Annotated in this window: 13 protein-coding genes; 6 read left to right on the top strand and 7 right to left on the bottom strand. The window is 31.8% G+C overall.

The genetic code is table 11. The features are described from left to right. Positions 1-143: 143 nt before the first annotated feature. Positions 144-818, top strand: coding sequence for a TetR/AcrR family transcriptional regulator (locus IEW40_RS01245; protein WP_188616258.1), 675 nt, complete (start codon positions 144-146; stop codon positions 816-818). Here the strand turns inward: IEW40_RS01245 and IEW40_RS01250 are convergent. After that, the gene (locus tag IEW40_RS01250; protein WP_188616259.1) at positions 815-1,735 is read right to left on the bottom strand and encodes a bifunctional riboflavin kinase/FAD synthetase; all 921 of its coding nucleotides are present in this window, start codon (positions 1,733-1,735) and stop codon (positions 815-817) included. The two genes, IEW40_RS01245 and IEW40_RS01250, sit on opposite strands and share 4 nt — an antisense overlap. Before the next feature lie 102 nt (positions 1,736-1,837). Between IEW40_RS01250 and atpD the strand changes: the two genes are divergently transcribed. Both atpD and IEW40_RS01260 read left to right on the top strand, forming a co-directional pair. Beyond that, complete coding sequence (gene atpD / locus IEW40_RS01255) at positions 1,838-3,346, top strand: F0F1 ATP synthase subunit beta (RefSeq protein WP_188616260.1); 1,509 nt, start codon at positions 1,838-1,840, stop codon at positions 3,344-3,346. 69 nt (positions 3,347-3,415) lie between these two features. Then, positions 3,416-3,700: a FoF1 ATP synthase subunit delta/epsilon gene (locus tag IEW40_RS01260; RefSeq protein ID WP_188616261.1), complete on the top strand. Its 285-nt coding sequence runs from the start codon at positions 3,416-3,418 to the stop codon at positions 3,698-3,700. Positions 3,701-3,798: 98 nt separating this feature from the next. Here the strand turns inward: IEW40_RS01260 and IEW40_RS01265 are convergent, their stop codons facing one another. Beyond that, complete coding sequence (locus IEW40_RS01265; protein ID WP_188616262.1) at positions 3,799-6,000, bottom strand: B12-binding domain-containing radical SAM protein; 2,202 nt, start codon at positions 5,998-6,000, stop codon at positions 3,799-3,801. 71 nt (positions 6,001-6,071) lie between these two features. On the opposite strand from IEW40_RS01265, the gene IEW40_RS01270 reads away from it, so the two are divergent. Then, positions 6,072-7,385 carry a GDSL-type esterase/lipase family protein gene (locus IEW40_RS01270; RefSeq protein ID WP_229663345.1) on the top strand — a complete coding sequence of 438 codons (1,314 nt, stop codon included), beginning with the start codon at positions 6,072-6,074 and terminating at the stop codon, positions 7,383-7,385. Between the two features lie 236 nt (positions 7,386-7,621). Here IEW40_RS01270 and IEW40_RS01275 read toward each other — a convergent pair whose 3' ends face one another. The 5 genes from IEW40_RS01275 to IEW40_RS01295 all read right to left on the bottom strand — a co-directional run bounded on the left by IEW40_RS01275 (position 7,622) and on the right by IEW40_RS01295 (position 13,817). Beyond that, positions 7,622-9,283, bottom strand: a complete 1,662-nt coding sequence (locus IEW40_RS01275; protein WP_188616264.1) for an MBOAT family O-acyltransferase — start codon at positions 9,281-9,283, stop codon at positions 7,622-7,624. Then, entirely contained in the window at positions 9,280-10,641 is a 1,362-nt protein-coding gene (locus tag IEW40_RS01280; protein ID WP_188616265.1) for an SGNH/GDSL hydrolase family protein, read from the bottom strand. Before IEW40_RS01280 ends, IEW40_RS01275 begins: the two co-directional genes overlap by 4 nt. Before the next feature lie 130 nt (positions 10,642-10,771). Beyond that, positions 10,772-11,236: a glucosaminidase domain-containing protein gene (locus IEW40_RS01285; RefSeq protein WP_188616266.1), complete on the bottom strand. Its 465-nt coding sequence runs from the start codon at positions 11,234-11,236 to the stop codon at positions 10,772-10,774. Positions 11,237-11,447: 211 nt separating this feature from the next. Next, positions 11,448-12,719 carry an aminotransferase class I/II-fold pyridoxal phosphate-dependent enzyme gene (locus IEW40_RS01290; RefSeq protein WP_188616267.1) on the bottom strand — a complete coding sequence of 424 codons (1,272 nt, stop codon included), beginning with the start codon at positions 12,717-12,719 and terminating at the stop codon, positions 11,448-11,450. Positions 12,720-12,779: 60 nt separating this feature from the next. Next, the gene (locus IEW40_RS01295; RefSeq protein ID WP_188616268.1) at positions 12,780-13,817 is read right to left on the bottom strand and encodes a PLP-dependent cysteine synthase family protein; all 1,038 of its coding nucleotides are present in this window, start codon (positions 13,815-13,817) and stop codon (positions 12,780-12,782) included. A gap of 271 nt (positions 13,818-14,088) precedes the next feature. Here IEW40_RS01295 and IEW40_RS01300 point away from each other — a divergent pair, with 271 nt between their 5' ends. Then, positions 14,089-17,574 carry a glycosyltransferase family 117 protein gene (locus IEW40_RS01300; RefSeq protein ID WP_188616269.1) on the top strand — a complete coding sequence of 1,162 codons (3,486 nt, stop codon included), beginning with the start codon at positions 14,089-14,091 and terminating at the stop codon, positions 17,572-17,574. A 103-nt stretch (positions 17,575-17,677) separates the two neighbouring features. Continuing rightward, positions 17,678-19,168, top strand: coding sequence for a DUF8728 domain-containing protein (locus IEW40_RS01305; protein WP_188616270.1), 1,491 nt, complete (start codon positions 17,678-17,680; stop codon positions 19,166-19,168). Positions 19,169-19,193: the final 25 nt, after the last annotated feature.

The raw sequence follows: 19,193 nt of genomic DNA on the forward strand, positions 1-19,193 counted from the left end.
TTATTTTTTGTAAAGATATAAACAAATCTTTTTGAGATAGTATTACTATCATTTAATGTATCTATAACTATTATATTCAGTTGTAATTATTTTAAACTAGATATTATAACTATTTATTAAAAATTCTTTTTTAAATTTGTTTTATGGAATTTCAATTGACATTCAGAGTAAATCCTTCTTTATTTTTAAGGGATCCAGATTCTAGCGAAGTTGGCAAAAATATTGTGAAAAATTCTATAGAACTCATGCATGAAATAGGATATGAGAATTTTACATTTAAAAAACTTTCTCAGTACATCAATTCTACAGAAGCTACTATCTATAGGTATTTTCCTAACAAGCATAAACTATTGCTTTATATACTTAATTGGTATTGGAGTTACTTATATTATCATTCTCAAGTTAATGTAAAAGGAAAAGCTAGCCCAAAAGATAAACTTAGATATATCCTGAGATTAATTACCAATAACGAGGTTGTAAGCGCAGGATTTGGTAACTATGATTTGCAAAAGTTATATGAAATAGTTATTTCTGAAAGTAGTAAAGTTTACTTGGTAAAAGATGTCGACCTGATTAATAAGGAGCAGGTTTTCAAACCTTACAAAGAATTATGTGCTTTTGTAGCTGAAATTATTCTAGAGTGCAAAAAAGATTATAAATTTTCAAAATCACTGTCTAGCACAATTATAGAAACTGCACATTACCAACAGTATTTTAGTATGCACTTACCAAGGTTAACTGATAATAGTAAAGAAGTAAATCACTCTATCTATGTCTTAGAATTTTTAGAAAATTTTGTATTTGATATTCTAGACTAAAATTTGAAATTTTCAGTCAATTTCTTATCCTCATCTAGTCTTTCAATCAATTTCTCTAAAGATTCAAATTTAATTTCTTCGTGTAGAAAATCTCTGAATTTTACAGTAATTTCTTCACCATAAATATCTTGGTTGAAATCGAGAATATAAACTTCTACGGTAAGTTTATCGCCATTTACCGTAGGGTTGGTACCAATGCTTAGCATGCCTTTAAAGAAATTATTTTTAACTTCTACTTCTACAATGTAAGCTCCTTTTTTCGGGAGAAGTTTTAGCTCGTCAACTTCTATATTTGCCGTAGGATAACCAATAGTTCTACCTAGCTTTTTGCCATCAATCACCTTTCCTGAAACAGAATAATGGTAGCCCAGCATCTTGTTAGCACCTGAAATATTTCCGTTGGTTAGACAATTTCTAATTTTGGTAGAACTAATATTGAAATCACCTTCTTTTACAGCATCTAACTGTTGAACTTCAAAATCCAATTCTTGAGAAAGTTTTTGTAAAAGTTCAAAATTTCCAGATTTATTTTTCCCAAAAACGTGGTCGTGACCTATGATAATGTGTTTTACGTTTAGTTTTTCAACTAAAATTTGTTTTACGAATTCTTCACCAGTTAAGTTTCTGAAATTTTCGTCAAAGGATTTTAGAAAAACCACATCTAAATTTGCTTTTTCTAATAAATAGAGTTTTTCGTCTAGAGTATTTAGTAATTTTAAATCATCATTAGGATTAAAAACCTTCCTTGGATGTGGCCAAAAACTGAGTAAAGCGGTTTCCAAATTCTTTTCTTTAGCTGCAGATTTTAAGAGATTAATGATAGAGATATGACCAAGATGAACCCCATCAAACATTCCTAAAGATAATACTTTAGGAGAGTTTTCTGTATAATTTTCAAATTCTCTTACGATTTTCAAAACTGCATAAATTTTGTGAGTGCAAAGATGAAAAAAAATATTGATTTATAGTATATAAATTCTAAAGAATCACTATATTTGCACGCAAGAAAAAATAAAGCAATGGCAAACCAAATTAAAGGAAAAATTTCACAAATTATCGGTCCAGTTATCGACGTTGTTTTTCAGGAAGTAGAAGAATTACCAAAAATCTATGATGCCCTTGAAATAATAAAAACAAACGGAGAATCTCTAGTACTAGAAGTAGAACAGCACATTGGTGAAGATATGGTAAGATGTATCGCAATGGATGCTACTGACGGTTTACAAAGAGGACAAGAAGTAATTGGATACGGAAGACAAATTACAATGCCAATTGGCGAAGAAGTAAACGGAAGACTTTTTAATGTAGTGGGTAATTCTATCGATGGTCTTAAAAATATCGAGCATTCTAATGGATTACCAATTCACAGAGAAGCACCTAAATTTGATCAATTATCTACTTCTGCTGAAGTTCTTTTTACTGGTATTAAAGTTATAGACCTTATCGAACCTTATGCAAAAGGTGGTAAAATTGGTTTATTCGGTGGTGCTGGTGTTGGTAAAACAGTATTAATTCAGGAATTAATTAATAATATTGCTAAAGGTCACGGTGGTTTATCAGTTTTTGCTGGTGTAGGTGAAAGAACTAGAGAAGGAAATGACCTTTTGAGAGAAATGCTAGAATCTGGTATCATTAAATATGGTGATGAGTTTATGCATTCTATGGAAAACGGTGGTTGGGATCTTTCTAAAGTTGATACTGAACTCATGAAAGAATCTAAAGCTGCATTCGTTTTCGGACAAATGAACGAACCTCCTGGTGCAAGAGCTAGAGTAGCACTTTCTGGTCTTACATTAGCAGAATATTATAGAGATGGTGATGGTGAAGGTCAAGGTAGAGATGTACTTTTCTTCGTAGATAACATTTTCCGTTTTACACAAGCTGGTTCTGAGGTTTCTGCACTTCTTGGGCGTATGCCTTCTGCGGTAGGTTACCAACCAACCCTAGCTTCTGAAATGGGTGCAATGCAAGAGAGAATTACTTCTACTAAAAATGGTTCTATTACTTCTGTTCAGGCAGTTTATGTACCTGCGGATGACTTAACTGACCCTGCTCCTGCAACTACGTTTGCTCACCTAGATGCTACTACAGTACTTTCTAGAAAAATTGCTTCTTTAGGTATTTATCCTGCAGTAGATCCACTAGATTCTACTTCTAGAATTCTTACTCCAGAGATTTTAGGAAACGAGCATTACGACTGTGCACAAAGAGTAAAAGAAATCCTTCAAAGATATAAAGCTTTACAAGATATTATCGCAATTCTTGGTATGGAAGAACTTTCTGAAGAAGATAAACTGGTAGTTTATAGAGCTAGAAAAGTTCAGAGATTCTTATCTCAGCCATTCCATGTAGCAGAGCAGTTTACAGGTATTCCTGGTGCTTTGGTTGATATTAAAGATACCATCAAAGGTTTCAATATGATTATTGATGGTGAATTAGACCACTTGCCAGAAGCTGCTTTCAATTTGAAAGGAACTATTGAAGAAGCTATTGAAGCAGGACAAAAAATGCTTGCTGAAAACGCATAATTTGCTAATTGCTTATAGCTTATAGCTTATAGCTATTTGCCTAAAGCCAAATGCCAAAAGCTAATTAAAATGAATATTAAAATATTAACCCCGGAATTTGTAGTTTTTGAAGGCGAAGTAGATTCTGTTCTTCTTCCCGGAAAAAATGGTGATTTCCATATTATGAAAAATCACGCCGCTATTGTTTCTTCTTTAGTTAATGGTAAAGTAAGATTGTTTACAAAGGAGATTGCAAATGATAATTTTGCAAAATTCTTCACCAAAGAAAACGAAAAGAATAGTGTTTTTTCTTACCAAATAAACAGTGGTGTAGTAGAATTTAATAATGATAAAGGAATTATCCTTTGTGATTAAAATTTTCTCAAATAAATGAAAAACTCGGGCCAAAAGCTCGAGTTTTTTTATGAAATATTCTTAAATTTCTTAGATTACATTTTTCCAAAAAAAGAAATTTATAAAGTCAAAATTACGCCATTTTCTCTCAAAGTTTGCATTGGTTTTGAATACCAAAATAACTCAAAATCATCAAAATTTAATTCAAATTTTGACTTTAAATCATTGAAATTTAATGCTTTATTGTTTTTATGTAAAGCAATTTCATCAATAGTTTCTAATAACCAATTGGCTTTATCTTTTTCTAGGTTAATGCTAAAAACATTCGTTTTTTCGTGGAAGGTAAGCGTTGCCATTTCCCAAGTATTTCCTTTTTTAGATTTAGTGAAAAATTCTACCAATGGTTTTCCACTTGTCCAAATGATTTTTGAATTCGGTTTGGTGTTAAAATTTTCTTCTTCCAAAAGACAATCGTGTATATAATCTGGATGGATTTTTGTTTTCGGAATTTTAAATTCAAACCATTGTTGCAAAGGATTTTCAAAACAGATTCCGTGCATATAGTTAAAAAGTGATTTTTTCAGTCCAAAACTGAACTTACTGTGGTCAATTCCTGTTTTATCTCTAAATTCTATATCATTATTGGCAAAAGTTATTTCCTTTACACTCGGAATTACCCCAAATTCCTCAGGATTTAATCCAACTGGCGAATGTGCCGTCATCGCAAATTGATGCCAAAATCCGCTCTGTAAAATCCCCATTTCGAACATCTGTCTTACCATTTCTAAAGAATCTATGGTTTCTTGTTCAGTTTGCGTAGGGTAACCGTACATTAAATAGGAGTGAACCATAATTCCGGCTTCAGTGAAATTTCTACAAACTTTGGCAACTTGTTCTACCGTAACTCCTTTATTAATGAGCTTTAACAATCTATCACTCGCAACTTCTAAACCACCAGAAACGGCTACACAACCCGAAAGTTTCAGTAAAAAGCACAAATCTCTGGTAAAATTTTTCTCGAAACGAATGTTTGTCCACCAAGTGACCACGAGTTTTCTTCTCAAAATCTCAAGGGCTACTTCTCGCATCAAAGCTGGTGGCGCTGCTTCATCTACAAAATGAAAGCCATTTTCTCCCGTTTTTTCGATGAGTTCTTCCATTCTGTCTACCAAAATTTTGGCAGAAATAGGTTCGTAAAGCTTGATGTAATCTAAAGAAATATCACAAAAAGTACATTTTCCCCAATAGCAACCGTGCGCCATCGTGAGCTTATTCCATCTTCCGTCGCTCCATAAACTGTGCATCGGGTTGGCAATTTCAATCACAGAAATATATTGGTCTAAAGGCAAATCAGTGTAATCGGGTGTACCAATTTCAGATTGCTTGTAATCGTGTTTTTCAGAATTATTTTTATAAATTACTTCAGATTTTTCTAGTAAAAAAGTACGTTTAAATTCGTTTTTAGATTCAGAAATATTTTGGTAGAGTAGTTCTATAGGTAATTCTCCGTCGTCAAGTGTAATAAAATCAAAGAATTCAAAAACTCTTTTATCTTTTAAATCTCTAAGTTCTGTGTTCGCAAAACCACCTCCAAAAGCCGTTTTTACATTCGGAAAATGAGTTTTGATGAATTGTGCGCATCTAAAAGCTGAATACAAATTCCCAGGAAATGGAACGGAAAAACACACCAATTTAGGCTGAATTTCTTTCAGCTTTTTTTCTAAAATTTCTAAGGTAATTACATCAATAAAAGTCTTTTCAGCATTGAGTTTTTCATATAATTCATTGAAAGAATTGGCGCTTCTCCCGAGTTTTTCTGCATATCTGCTAAAGCCAAAATTTTCGTCTGCATTTTCTACAATAAAATCTGATAAATCTTCTAAAAATAAGGTTGCCAAATGTTTCGCTTTGTCTTGCAAACCCATATTTCCGAAAGCAAATTCCATATCATCAAGTTGATTAAATCTTGAAGCTTCTGGCAGAAAATTCATACTGCAAATTTGTCTCGCTAATGTTGGCTTTTTGTTTTGCAGAAAAGCAATTACATCATCTATTGTTTTAATATATTCTTCTTTCAATGCAAAAATTCTCTGCGAATTTTCAGAAATTTCTTGACCAAATTCTTGAAATCCAGAACCAGAAACTTGAAATAAATTGGTAAGCCCTTCTCTAGAAAAAAGTTGTAAAATGACTTCAATTCCCAAATCCATTTGATGATTTGGAATGTTTTTGGTATTCAAAAAACCTTTCAGGTACGCAGTTGCCGGATATGGTGTATTGAGCTGCGTAAACGGAGGCGTAATAAGAAGAAGATCTTTCAAATGATAAATTTTTGCAAAGGTAAGATTTATAAATGTCTTACAAATATTTTTTATAAATTCACAAAATGAAAATGAAATGGACATCAATTCTGAGCGGAATAGCTTTGCTTTTAGTTATTGTTATTAAATCTCAAAGCATTGAAAATAAAGAGGTTTTAAAGCCTTTTGTAGAAAAACTTAATCAAGATAAAGTAACTCAAATTTTATTTTTGGGAGATTCTCACATTCAAGCAGATTGGATAACCAGTTTTTTGAGAAATAAATTTCAAGAAAAATTTGGTAATGCAGGCAGAGGATTGGTTTTTCCTTATGCAGTTGCCAATTCTAATGGCCCAGATGATTTTACTTCGGCTACCAACCAAACTTGGCAGAATTTCAGATTGGTATATGAGCAAGATGTTTTTCAGCAAATGGGAGCTTCTGGTTTTGTCATCGGAAACCAAAAAGAGAGTTTCCTTGAAATAAAATTCAAAAATCCTGACGAATTTTTCGATAAAATATTGATTTTCAATGATGAAAAAATGAATGGTGAAAAATTTCAATTGTATAAAGAAAATCAAACCTTAAGCAATTTTGTTTCTAAATCAGCAGAAAGAATAAAATATACTGTTTCATCTGGCGAAACTTTTCCAGAATTAGCGTCTAAATTTTATACCACTACTACAAAATTGGTTCAACTAAACGGAGCTGGAATTAAAAATCCTATGGAAGGAAATTCTTATCAAATCGATAAAATTTCTTTTAATTACAATCCTGAATTTGAAAATTCAATAGAGAAAATTGCTGATTATCAGTTTTCTGGAAATAAAACTTTGGTGCAACTTTCTGAGCCTCAAAATACATTCTTAATGAAAACCAATGCAAGTTCTGGAAATACGTTTTATGGTTTTCAATTTTTGAAAAATGTAAATAAAGGCGTTGTTTTTAATACAGTAGGTGTAAATGGAGCTAAGTATGCAGATTTTCTGAAATTTCCACTTCAAATGGAGCAATTGAAATCTATAAATCCAGATTTTGTGGTGATTGCTTTAGGAACTAATGAATCTCTAAGTACCATTACTAAAGAAGAATTTCAAAAAAATGTTTCAGATTTGGTTTCAAAATTTAAAGAACAGAATCCTGACCTTCCTATTTTATTGATTTCACCCACAGATAATCAATTAAAACCACATCAAATTAAAGAAATTGTGAGTTGGATTAAGGAAAGTGCTTTACAAAATAACGTGTCGTTTTTTAATCTATATGAAGCGACTGGTGAACGCGGGTATTTCAAAAAATCACTGAATAGGAAAGAGGCTAATGCAGATGGAGTTCATTTCTTAAGACCTGGTTATGAGTTTCAGGCACAGAAAATTTGGAATGCACTTTCCGATAATTTTAAATGAAAATACATTATTTAGTACATCACAATTTTTTAAATTATATTTTTTAACCACAAAAGAGACAAAAGAAATGATTTGAAACAAGAATTTAAAAAGGAAAAAAAGTGTAATATTTAGTTTTTTTTCTTTTGAATGGCTTATAAGCTAATGAATCTTTTGTCTCTTTTGTGGTTTATTATTTTTGTTAGTACTAAAAAAATACATTAAAAATCACTGATTTTCTCAGTGCTTTTTATATTTTAGAATTGTAAATAAATTGGCATTACTTGTTCCGCAGATTTGAAATAACCATATAAAATCAAAAATGCAAAGAAAATGATGATGTAAATTACCAAAGGAATCGTTTTGGTTTTTGCAATCAATTTTTCGGCTGCATCATCTGGAATTAAATGAATGGCCATTGCTAAAACAATCATCCAAAGAACTTCTTTATAATTTTCGTAGAATGGCCAGAAAACTTGCGCATCAAAATTGAAAAGAATTTGATTAATCATCGTCATTGCCGCATCAAAATCTTCTGCTCTAAAGAAAATCCATCCGAAACATACAAAATGGAACGTGATGATTCCCATTAAAATTCTGTAAATTTTACTATTGTTAAAGCCAGAAAATGCTTTTCCTGTAATGAGCATCCAAATTTTGTGAATTCCCAGCCCAATTCCGTGTATGGCTCCCCAAATGATGAAGTTCCAACTTGCGCCATGCCAAAATCCACCGAGTAACATTGTGGTTAATAAATTGAAATTTGCTGCAATTCCTTTAGAATTTCTGGTAATGATTGCCGGAAGCAAGAAGATTAGAAGTAAAACTAATGAAACGATAGAAGCGTATAAATAGCTTAATTTGAACAAATTAACAGACATTAAAAATGCTCCTGCCAAAAATCCTATCACAAAAATAAAGGAAGCAATAGAGAATTTTCTATTTCCACCCAAAGGAATGTACAAGTAATCCTTTAACCAAGACGAAAGTGAAATGTGCCATCTTCGCCAAAATTCTGTAATATTTTTACTTTGGTAAGGCGACATAAAATTGGCAGGGATTTTAAAGCCTAACCAAAGTGCAATACCAATGGCAATATCACTATAACCACTAAAATCACAATAAATAACCATTGCATAACCATAAACAGCAAATAAATTTTCGAGACCCGTATGTAGTGATGGCGTATCAAAAATATAATTCACCAAATTAAGGGTAATGTAATCAGAAATGACGAGTTTTTTGATGAGACCAGAAATAATCAAATAAAAACCCATTGCAAAATCTCTTTCGGATAAGATGTAAGGTTTGTTGATTTGCGGAACAAAATCGTGTGCTCTTACAATTGGCCCCATCATTAATTTTGGGAAAAACGAAAGAAACAACAAATAATCTGTGAATTTATTGGCAGGTTTGAAATCTCCTCGGTAAACATCTATGGTATAACTCAAATTTTCGAAAGTGAAGAATGAAATACCAATAGGTAAAATAATATTTAAAGGATGAAATTCTGTACTGAAAATTTCATTAGAAAGTGTAATGAAAAAATTAGTGTATTTATAATAAAAGAGTAGGGCAAGGTTAAAAATAATGCTCAGAACCAAAATCCATGTTTTTCCAGATTTGTTTTTTGATTTATAAATAGCATTAGAGAGCAGGTAGTTTACCAATGCCGAAAAAATAACCAAACCTACAAACCAACCACTAGCTTTGTAGAAAAAATACAAAGAAAAAAACGTAAAAACATATCTTCTAGCTGCGTGATGATGTCTTAACAAAAAAAACAAAAGAATAAAAAGTGTGAAGAAATACACAAAAAACCCATTATTAAACAACAAAGGATTTTTACTGTCATATAGAAACTGTTGAAAGAAAGCACTCCAATCAAAAGTAGAGAAAAGATTTTCTAATGTTTTCATGGGGTAGTTTCTGTTTTAGGTTTATAGTTATTGTAATCATTCATTATTGCGTGGAATAGTTTTTCTGCCAAAATATCTGCTCCTTTTCCGTTAGGATGCACATAATCTTTGTTGGCAAGAGGCGGTTTCTGCGAGGCCCAATCTACAATAGAATTTTCGCCACCCATAGTTTCAAAGAGATTGAAAAAAGCTAAATGATGGTCGTAAGCCAATCTTGCTTGCGTTTCTAATAAATTAGGCAAACCTTTTGCGGTTTGGTATTCTCCATTATATCGAAAAGCTCTATCTGCGCTACTCACCAAAAGAATATCTGTTTTAGGAAAAGCAGAAATAAATTTTTCTAAAACCGGAGTCATATTTTTGGTATAATAAGAGTAATCTGTATCATTTGGTCTAAATAATAAATTTACACCATATTGCATTACAATCAAGTCATAATGATTGGCTTTTTGTACGGCTTTTAAAAAATCTTCGTCTATTTTTCTGAATTCTACACCAGTAATTCCTCGGAAAGAAAAATTATCAAGAATAATTCCATTTTCAGACTCGAAACTTACGCCATAAAACGGTGTGGTTGCAGAATTACTTTTCAATTCGAAAGAAGTAGCATTGTTATTAGAAAGCAATTGAGAATTGACCAAATCATTTCCTTGTAGAGAAATAGATGTTCCGTCATAGTTTATGTTTCCGCCATTAGATTCTCCATAAATTAAGAATTTTTGCAAAGAAGGTGGTGCTGTTACTGTTTTGTCTGTAAAACTTCCATTTCCTAAACCAGAAAAGCTAAAACCAGAGATATACATATTTTTGGCACCTTTGTCCATAAAGTTTGTGGTTTCCCAGCCAGAAGATTTTACAGATGCAGTTTGTCTAAAGCCACCAACTTTAGAATGTATGGGTAAAAAACCTACGCCATAACCACCAAATTCTTTTTGAAGCAGTTTTCTAAGAGTTTGAGTAAGAAGGTCTCCTTCAATCATACTGTCTCCAAAATAGGCAATTCTGATTTTTCCTTTTTTGGATGTTTTTAATTGATGAAGTTTTTCTGCAAATTCTGTAAGTGCAGTTACACTATCACCTTTATAAAAATTGGTAATGAAGTTTGGTTTTTTATAAAGTTCAAAATCTTGAACTAGATTTTTGGAATTAGATTTAGAATTTTCAGGGTTATTCTTTTGTAGGTCTTCTTTTACGATTTCAGATTTTTTATTTTTATCAAATACATCAGTAATTAAGTTGACTTTTTCAAATGGTTCCCATTTGAAATCAAAAGCAAAGCTGAAAATGGATAAAATAAGGTATATAATGAAACAAATGGAGATTAGAGTCACCACTCGCCAATTGCTATTTTTATTCATAAATTTGTGAGAGATTTTACGTGCTAAGATAATCAGATTTCAAATGATACACAATATGTGTTTTCATAAAAAAAAGCTCCAATATTTTGGAGCTTTTGATATGTAATTTTGAAAAATTTGCTAAAATTAATTAGTCTTTAAGTTGGTATTTGTGAATGATTAGATTAATTCTTCTCATCCATTCTTGTGGTTGTGTAGAATAGCCAGCAGATGCTATTGCTTTTACCCAAGTAGAAAAGTCATTGTTACCTTTCAAAGAAGTGTAATATTTCTTTTTTGCAATTAGCTTACAGAAAGCTTCGTAGCTTTCTTCAGCAGAACTATACTGTTTGTATTTAGAACCGATATTGTTCTTTCCTACAATTCCAAAATGATTATTTAAAACTTTTGAATTTTTGCTGCTTCCGCCACCTGATTCTACAAAGGCTACCGCAAGGATAATAGAACTTGGGATTCCGTATTTTGTAGAAAGGTTTTCTGCTAGAGTTTTGTTTTTTTCTAAGTAATTGTGTTTCTGTGCATAAATGTTTAAAGAAACCAAACTTAATACCAAACTCAAAATTACAATTCTTACGTAACTGAAAGTGTTCTTCATAATTGTATGTTTGAAATTTTATGCTGCAAATTTACCTCAACAAAATACTAAAAGCCTAATTTTTAACAAATTATAACGTGTTTTTTAAGAAAAAGACGGTTTTTGTGTTAAAGTCTGTTAAAATTTTGGAATTTCAAATTATATTTATTAAAACCCATTTTTAAATGAAGAAAACCGCCTGATAGAGCGGTTTTCTGTAGGTTTTTCTTTTTTATAAAGGTTTAAACTCTAAACCTTGTTCTTCTAGAAGCTTTTCGGCTTGTTCCTTATAAACTCCATTGATTAATTTGTCATGTATCGCATCAAAAGCGGCAAGAGTTTCATTTATTTCGGCATCAGTATGTGAGGCCGTAGGAATCAATCTTAGTAAGATACTTCCTTTAGGGATTACAGGATAAACCACAACTGAAGTGAAAATTCCGAAATTTTCTCTTAAATCTTTCACCAAAAGAGTAGCTTCTACAGGGGTACCTTGCATAAAAACGGGAGTAACGCAAGTATTAGAATTTCCTAGATTAAATCCTCTTTCTAATAAACCATTTTGTAGTTTTTCTACATTTTCCCAAAGTTTAGCTTTTATTTCTGGTCTAGTTCTTAGAAGTTCTAATCTTTTTAAGCCACCAATAACCATTGGCATTGTTAGAGATTTAGCGAAAATCTGAGAACGAAGATTAAATTTCAGATATCTAATGATTTCTTTATTTCCCGCAATAAATGCACCGAAACCAGCCATAGATTTGGCAAAAGTAGAGAAATATACATCAATTTGGTCTTGACAACCTTGTTCTTCGCCTGCACCTGCACCAGTTTTTCCTAAAGTTCCGAAACCATGAGCATCATCTACCAATAATCGGAAATTATAATCTTTTTTATAAGCTACAATTTCTTTTAGTTTTCCTTGTTGACCAGTCATTCCGAAAACCCCTTCTGTAATTACAAGAATTCCTCCGCCGTTTTCCTGAGCTACTTTGGTCGCTCTTTTTATGTTTTTTTCAAAGCTTTCCATGTCATTGTGACGGAACATGAAACTTTTACCCATGTGTAAACGTACGCCATCTACAATACATGCGTGTGAATTAGAATCATAAACAATTACATCATGTCTAGATACCAATGCATCTATGGTAGAGACCATTCCTTGGTAACCAAAGTTGAGTAAGTAAGCAGATTCTTTATTGACGAATTCTGCCAATTCTTTTTCTAATTGTAAGTGTTGGTCTGTTTCTCCAGACATTGCTCTAGCACCCATTGGATAAAACATACCGTATTCTGCGGCAGCTTTAGCATCTGCTTCTAATACTTCTGGGTGATTGCAAAGTCCTAAATAGTCATTTGCACTCCAAAAAATTACTTCTTTTCCTTGAAATTTCATTCTAGGACCTATTGGGCCTTCTAATCTTGGGAAAATAAAGTATCCTTCACCATAATCAGCAAACTGACCTAGTGGGCCAGGGTTTTGTATAATTCTTTCAAAAATATCCATTAAGAATTTTTATTTAAATATTATCAAAAAATAAATGCCAATAAGGCATTTATAAGTTTTTTATTTTATGATTTCTGTTTTGAAAACTTCTTCGTAGTTGTGGAAACAGTTGTTAATAAAGCCTTGTTCTTCCATCCATCTATCACTGTACACTTTAGTAATGTATCTAGAACCATGGTCAGGGAAGATAAGAACCACTAAATCATCTTCTTTAAAAGGGTTAGAATTAGCATATTGTCTTAATGCTTGCAAAACAGCTCCAGTGGTGTAACCTCCCATGATAGCTTCTTTAAGGGCAATTTCTCTAGTTGTGTAAGCGCTCATTTCGTCATTTACCCTAATGAATTTGTCTATTTTATCAAATAATAGTGCTCCTGGAATTAAATTTTTCCCTAGACCTTCTATTTGATAGGAGTGAATTTCAGAATAATTAATTTTACCTGTTTCGTGGTAAGTTTTTAATATAGAACCATCTGCATCTACACCAATAACTTTAATTTCTGGGTTTTGCTCTTTCAAAAATTTTGCTGAGCCCGAAAGTGTTCCACCAGTTCCTGTACAAGCAAAAATATGGGTGATTTTACCTTCTGTTTGTTCCCATATTTCAGGGCCAGTAGAAGAGTAATGCGCATCTATATTCAATTCGTTAAAATACTGATTGATATAAATAGAGTTCGGCGTTTCTGCTGCTATTTTTTTGGCTACTTCATAATATGACCTTGGGTCATCTGCAGGAACAGAAGCTGGACAAACGTAAACAGTAGCACCAAGAGCTTTTAGATAAGCGATTTTTTCTGGTTTTGTTTTATCACTTACAGAAAGAATACATTTATAGCCTTTGATGATGCTTACCATAGCAATAGAGAATCCTGTGTTTCCTGAGGTAGTTTCTACAATGGTAGCTCCTGGTTTTAGAAGCCCTTTTCTTTCTGCTGCTTCTATGATATGAAGCGCTATTCTATCTTTAGTAGAATGCCCCGGATTATAAGATTCTAGTTTGGCGTAAACTTTTGCTGGTATATCTTTGGTTACTTCATTTAGCTTAACCAAAGGTGTATTTCCTATTAACCCGAGAATGTTATCAAAAACGTTCTTCATTTTCTTCTTTTATCTCTAATAAAACTAAATGCAAAAATATAAAAAAAACATATATTTTAATAAATTTTAACTAACAAATTGACGAGATTGCCATAAATAGTGATTTTTATCATAGTTTTTGAATGCTATTTTATTTAAAAATATCACCAAACAACTGTTTAAATTTTGTTTTTTATCATTTTATCTTAAATATTTATTAATTAGAATACAATAAATCATTTTTTGAAAATAAAAACTTAATTTCGCACAATTGTAATTTTTTAATATACTTATGAAGAGTTGGACTTTCAAAAAATGGAACACTATTTTAGGATGGGTGGTCTTTGCCATTGCTTTTTTTACTTATCTTTCAACCATTGAGCCTAATTTTAGTTTTTGGGATTGTGGAGAATACATTTCCTCTGCGGTGAAATTAGAAGTAACACACGCACCTGGTGCAGCATTATTCCAATTAATGGGTGCAGTAGCTGCTATTTTTGGTTTTGGTGACCCTACTAAATATTCACTAATCATCAATGCGATGTCTGCGCTTTTCAGTGCATTCACCATTTTATTTTTATTTTGGACCATTACACATTTGGTAAGAAGACTTCTAGATAAAGACTTTGAAGAAGTGTCCTTAACTGAAGAAATAGCGATATTGTTTGCCGGTGTTGTTGGTGCTTTAAGTTTTACATTTTCAGATACATTTTGGTTTTCTGCTGTAGAAGGAGAGGTGTATTCTATGGCATCTATGTTCATTGCTCTTTTGGTTTGGTTAATTACAAAATGGGAAAATGAATACCATGAGAAAGACAATGAGCGTTGGTTGATTTTGATTTTCTTCATGACAGGTCTTTCTGTAGGAGTACACATGATGGTGATGCTTGCAATACCAGCAGTGTGTCTTATATATTACGCTAGAAATTACGAATTTACATGGAAAAGTTTTTTAATAGGAAATGCTGTTACTTTAGCAATACTGATAGTTGTTTTCAAACTAATTTTTCCTTTAATCATGTCATTATTTGGTAAATCAGAAATTTTCTTTGTTAATGGAATTGGTTTACCTTTTCACTCAGGAACTATCGTTGCATTTATCATTCTTTTCTTATTAATGTATTTTGCATTAAAATATGCTAGAAAATCTGGGAGCAAACTTTTCCAAACCATCGCTCTTTCTGTAGTTTATATGATTATTGGTTTTTCTTGTTGGCTAGTAATTCCTATTAGAGCAAACGCTAATCCACCAATGAACCTAAACGACCCAGACAACGCTATTGGGATGTTAGATTACTACAATAGAGAGCAATACGGAGATTGGCCTACCATCTACGGACAAAACTATACCGCTTATTTAGATAATAGTGGAATCCAAAAAAATGATGATGGAAGCTTCAAAACTCAAAAAACTGGGGATATCTACGAGAAAAATGATAAAACTGGGAAATATGATATTGTAGGTGAACGTTTTAATTATGTTTATTCTAAAGACCATGTAAGTTTTCTCCCAAGAATGTTTAATGAAGATGAATCTGTAATGTCAAATTATATTTCTATGTATGGTGCGCCAGATTTTGAATTGAATTATGACAACGAAGATGTAGCAGACAATCCACAAGCTAAAGAAGTTTTTGACCAATTAAGACAGAAATTTGAAGACGGAAGTATTTCTTTGGAGGATTATAAACAAGCAAAAGAATATGATTTAATAAAAGTACATAAACCTACTTTATCTCAAAACTTAAATTATTTGGCAACATTTCAGGTAGGTTATTATTTTGTAAGATACCTCATGTGGAACTTTGTAGGACGACAAAACGACCTTGAAGGGCATATGGAAAATACCAACGGAAATTGGATTTCTGGTATTCCTGCGATTGATAATTACCAATGGGGAAATCAAAAAGATATGCCAGCAAAATTCTATAACGAAAGTACCGTTTACTTTTTCTTTTTACCTTTATTATTAGGAATTTTAGGAGCTTTCTTCCAATTCAATAGAGATTTCGGAAGATTCTGGGCTATCCTTTCTTTGTTTGTTTTAACCAGCTTTGGTATTATTTTCTACACTGGTGTAAAACCATTTGAACCAAGAGAAAGAGATTATGCTATGGTAGGCAGTTTCTATGCTTTTGCCATCTGGATTGGTTTCGGTGCCGCTGCTATTTTATGGTTTTTACAAGAAAAAATTAAATCTAAATCGGTTACTTGGTTAGTTGGGATTTTATTATTAGGAATTCCTTTTATGATGGGCTTCCAGAATTATGTTCCTCACGATAGGAGTGAAAGATATGCTGCATATGATTATTCTTATTCTATGCTAAAATCTTTGCCTAAAAATGATATTTTATTTGTTTATGGAGATAACGATACCTATCCAGTTTGGGCTATTCAGGAGACAGAAAGATTCAGAGATGATGTAAAAGTAGTCAACTTTACTCTTCTAGGTACACCTTGGAACATAGACCAAGTAAAACGCAGAACGTACAATGCAATGCCAGTTCCATCAAATCTTAATCATGATGATTACAGAGACGGAACCAATGACCAAGTGGTAGTATTAAATCCTGAAAATTGGAAATATTTGATACAAAATAATGTAGAAGCTGGAGTTCCAGAAAGTGTTTTTGAGCCTTTCAAAAAATACATGATTCAAGATTCTATGAACATTAAAGAAGCGGTAAATTTCTTAAAAAATAAATCTCCAGAAAAAGACGAAGTCTTAAAACTTCTTTTCGGTGAAGAAAAATTTGAAAGATTTAATTTCTTACCTGTTTCTAAATTTGTTTTACCAGTAAATAAAGCCAATGCTGTAAAATCTGGTATCATTAATGCCAAAGATGCAGCCAAAGCGGTAGATTACATTACCATCAATTACAAAAGAGGAAATATGTTTAAGGCAGATTATATGTTGATGGATATTCTTGCCAATTTCGATTGGAATAGACCTATCAACTTCTCTACAGGTGGTATTTATGAAGATCAAAATATTTTCTATCTTAATGATTATCTTCAGTTTGATGGCTTTAGTTACAGATTGGTTCCTATTTTTACTAAAGAAACAGAAGATGGTGAAATGGGTAGAGTAGATGCAGAAAACCTTTATAATGTTGTTAAAAATTACAGATGGGGCAATTTTAAAGATTTAAAAGTTCATTTTGATGAAACCTGTACTTCTAATATTGTAAGTTACAGAAGTTCGGCAAGTAGAGCTGCTGAAGGATTAATTTTAGAAGGTAAAAAAGCAAAAGCTCTAGAAATTTTAGACTTAGCCAGTAAAGAAATTCCATCTTCTAAATATAACGACCCACGTTCTTTGAGTTCTATGGTCTATGGCTACATAGTTGCAGGCCAAGAGCAAAAAGGATTACAATTGGCAGAACAACTCAAGAAAGATATTTTCCAAGAATATGATTATTATCTCAGTCTTTCTCATCACGAGCAGCAATTTGTGAAAAAACAAATGAGCTCTCAACCTATTTTATATTCTATAGTGGTGGGCGCTGTTTCTAATGCTTACAAAAAAATAGGAAAAGAAGACAAAGCCTATGATTATTTGGTGAAATCTATCACACCTGTAGATAAGCGTTTCAATAATTTTATTAAAGATTTACAAGCGCTGGGCAAAGAAAAAGCGTATGATGAAGCAGAAAACGTGAAGAAAATTACACCATTCTATTCTTACCTTTTCGAAGTGATGAAACCTTATGATTCTACTTACGCCAACGAAAAAGAAGCTGAGATTACTAGGAAGCTAATGGAAGCAACCAAATAAATTTTTAAAACCGAACTTTTTTGAGTTCGGTTTTTTTTGTTTCTTATTCATTATTTCTGTAAAAATTTAAAACTATATTTGCATAGATAATAACATAAACACAATGTCTGAAATCACCGAAAAATATAGAAAATTACCTTTATATTTTGTAGCAATTACCGTTTTGGTAAAACTCGTTTTTTTATTAACTCACCATATTCAGGAAGATGCTTTTATCACGTGGAGAGTTGCCCAAAACCTTCTAGATTACGGTGTTATTGGTTTTAATGGGGCTACCAAAATTTCGGCTTCTACCACACATTTATACGTTTTTGTTTCCTATTTCTTTAATTTGATTTTTGGTAAAGAGCATTTTATTTATCCTTTACTTATTTTTAATTCTATATTGTTCACTTTTGGAAGCTATTTTTTGTCTAAATTAATTCTTAAAAATCCTATTCATCAGGCAATTTTTATCTTTTTATTTGGAATTTTACCACCTTCAATTAAAATCTCTATTCTCGGAATGGAGTATGGAATTCTATTTTTCTTAGAAATGGCATTTTTATATTTCGGACTGAAAGAAAAGAAAATCTGGGCACAAATTCTTTTCCCAATATTAATCCTTTTTACCAGAATAGACACCGTTATTTTCTTAGGAATTGTAGGTTTGATAGATATTGTTTGGAACAGAAAAATCAATTGGTTTTTTGTTTTGGGAGGCGTTTTAGGCATAATTTCTGTGCTCAGTTTTAATTGGTTTTACTTCGGCGAATTGGTCAATAATACCATTGTTGCCAAAAGTGCTACATATGCCAAAAACATGAGTTTAAGTCTTCAATGGAAATACTTTTTACTCAATTATGGCAATTATTGGGGAATGCTGAAACTTCCTGGTGATTTTAATCCTTTTACTATTTTAGTTCTAGTTTTTGAACTGGTTTGTTTTATTTATCTGGTTTCAAAATCTAAAGTAAGAAACTATTTTATTTGGATAATTTTCCTATTTGGTTGGTGTAAACAATTGGTTTTCATTTCGCAAAGAAGTTATTTCGATTGGTATTATTGGGTGCCTCAGATATTGCTTTTTTCGGTGGTTTTGGTATTTGTTTTAGAGCAAAAAACACAGAAAATTCTTTGGATATCATTATTGCTGATTTTCTATATTTTACCAATGATGTCATTCCAAACCATACATTCTATCGCCACAGGCAACGGAGAATGGAACTACAGAAGAAGCATCGGTCTATTCTTAAAAAACTATGAAAAAGATAAAAATCAATATATTTTGCTAGAACCTGCGGGTTATATTCCGTATTTTTCTGGGCTAAAAGCGATTGATGAAGTGGGTTTGGTAGACAAAGAAATTCAGAAAGAAATCAAGAAAGATAAGCCCAACTATTGGCGAAACACTGCAGAACATAGAAAACCGAAATATCTTTTAGCTCCTACCGATTTGTTCAACGGAAAAGATTCTGTTTTCTATAAAAATAATTACAAATTTTTGAAGGAATTCAGGATTAAAGACCATTTACAATCGGATAATAAAATTTTAGAAAAAATTTATCGCTTAAAACCTTCGGGAACAGATTACAATCTTTACGAAAAAAAGTAGTTCAGTTTGGCTCTAATTTTTGTAA

Source organism: Cloacibacterium rupense, assembly GCF_014645495.1.
In the GTDB taxonomy this organism is placed as follows: domain Bacteria; phylum Bacteroidota; class Bacteroidia; order Flavobacteriales; family Weeksellaceae; genus Cloacibacterium; species Cloacibacterium rupense.

Excerpts from the sequence above, each read along its gene's own strand:
- IEW40_RS01300 (WP_188616269.1), top strand. The coding sequence starts at position 14,089 with ATGAAGAGTTGGACTTTCAAAAAATGGAACACTATTTTAGGATGGGTG.
- IEW40_RS01270 (WP_229663345.1), top strand. The coding sequence starts at position 6,072 with ATGAAATGGACATCAATTCTGAGCGGAATAGCTTTGCTTTTAGTTATT.
- IEW40_RS01305 (WP_188616270.1), top strand. The coding sequence starts at position 17,678 with ATGTCTGAAATCACCGAAAAATATAGAAAATTACCTTTATATTTTGTA.
- IEW40_RS01285 (WP_188616266.1), bottom strand. The coding sequence starts at position 11,236 with ATGAAGAACACTTTCAGTTACGTAAGAATTGTAATTTTGAGTTTGGTA.
- atpD (WP_188616260.1), top strand. The coding sequence starts at position 1,838 with ATGGCAAACCAAATTAAAGGAAAAATTTCACAAATTATCGGTCCAGTT.
- IEW40_RS01260 (WP_188616261.1), top strand. The coding sequence starts at position 3,416 with ATGAATATTAAAATATTAACCCCGGAATTTGTAGTTTTTGAAGGCGAA.
- IEW40_RS01275 (WP_188616264.1), bottom strand. The coding sequence starts at position 9,283 with ATGAAAACATTAGAAAATCTTTTCTCTACTTTTGATTGGAGTGCTTTC.
- IEW40_RS01245 (WP_188616258.1), top strand. The coding sequence starts at position 144 with ATGGAATTTCAATTGACATTCAGAGTAAATCCTTCTTTATTTTTAAGG.
- IEW40_RS01280 (WP_188616265.1), bottom strand. The coding sequence starts at position 10,641 with ATGAATAAAAATAGCAATTGGCGAGTGGTGACTCTAATCTCCATTTGT.
- IEW40_RS01295 (WP_188616268.1), bottom strand. The coding sequence starts at position 13,817 with ATGAAGAACGTTTTTGATAACATTCTCGGGTTAATAGGAAATACACCT.
- IEW40_RS01290 (WP_188616267.1), bottom strand. The coding sequence starts at position 12,719 with ATGGATATTTTTGAAAGAATTATACAAAACCCTGGCCCACTAGGTCAG.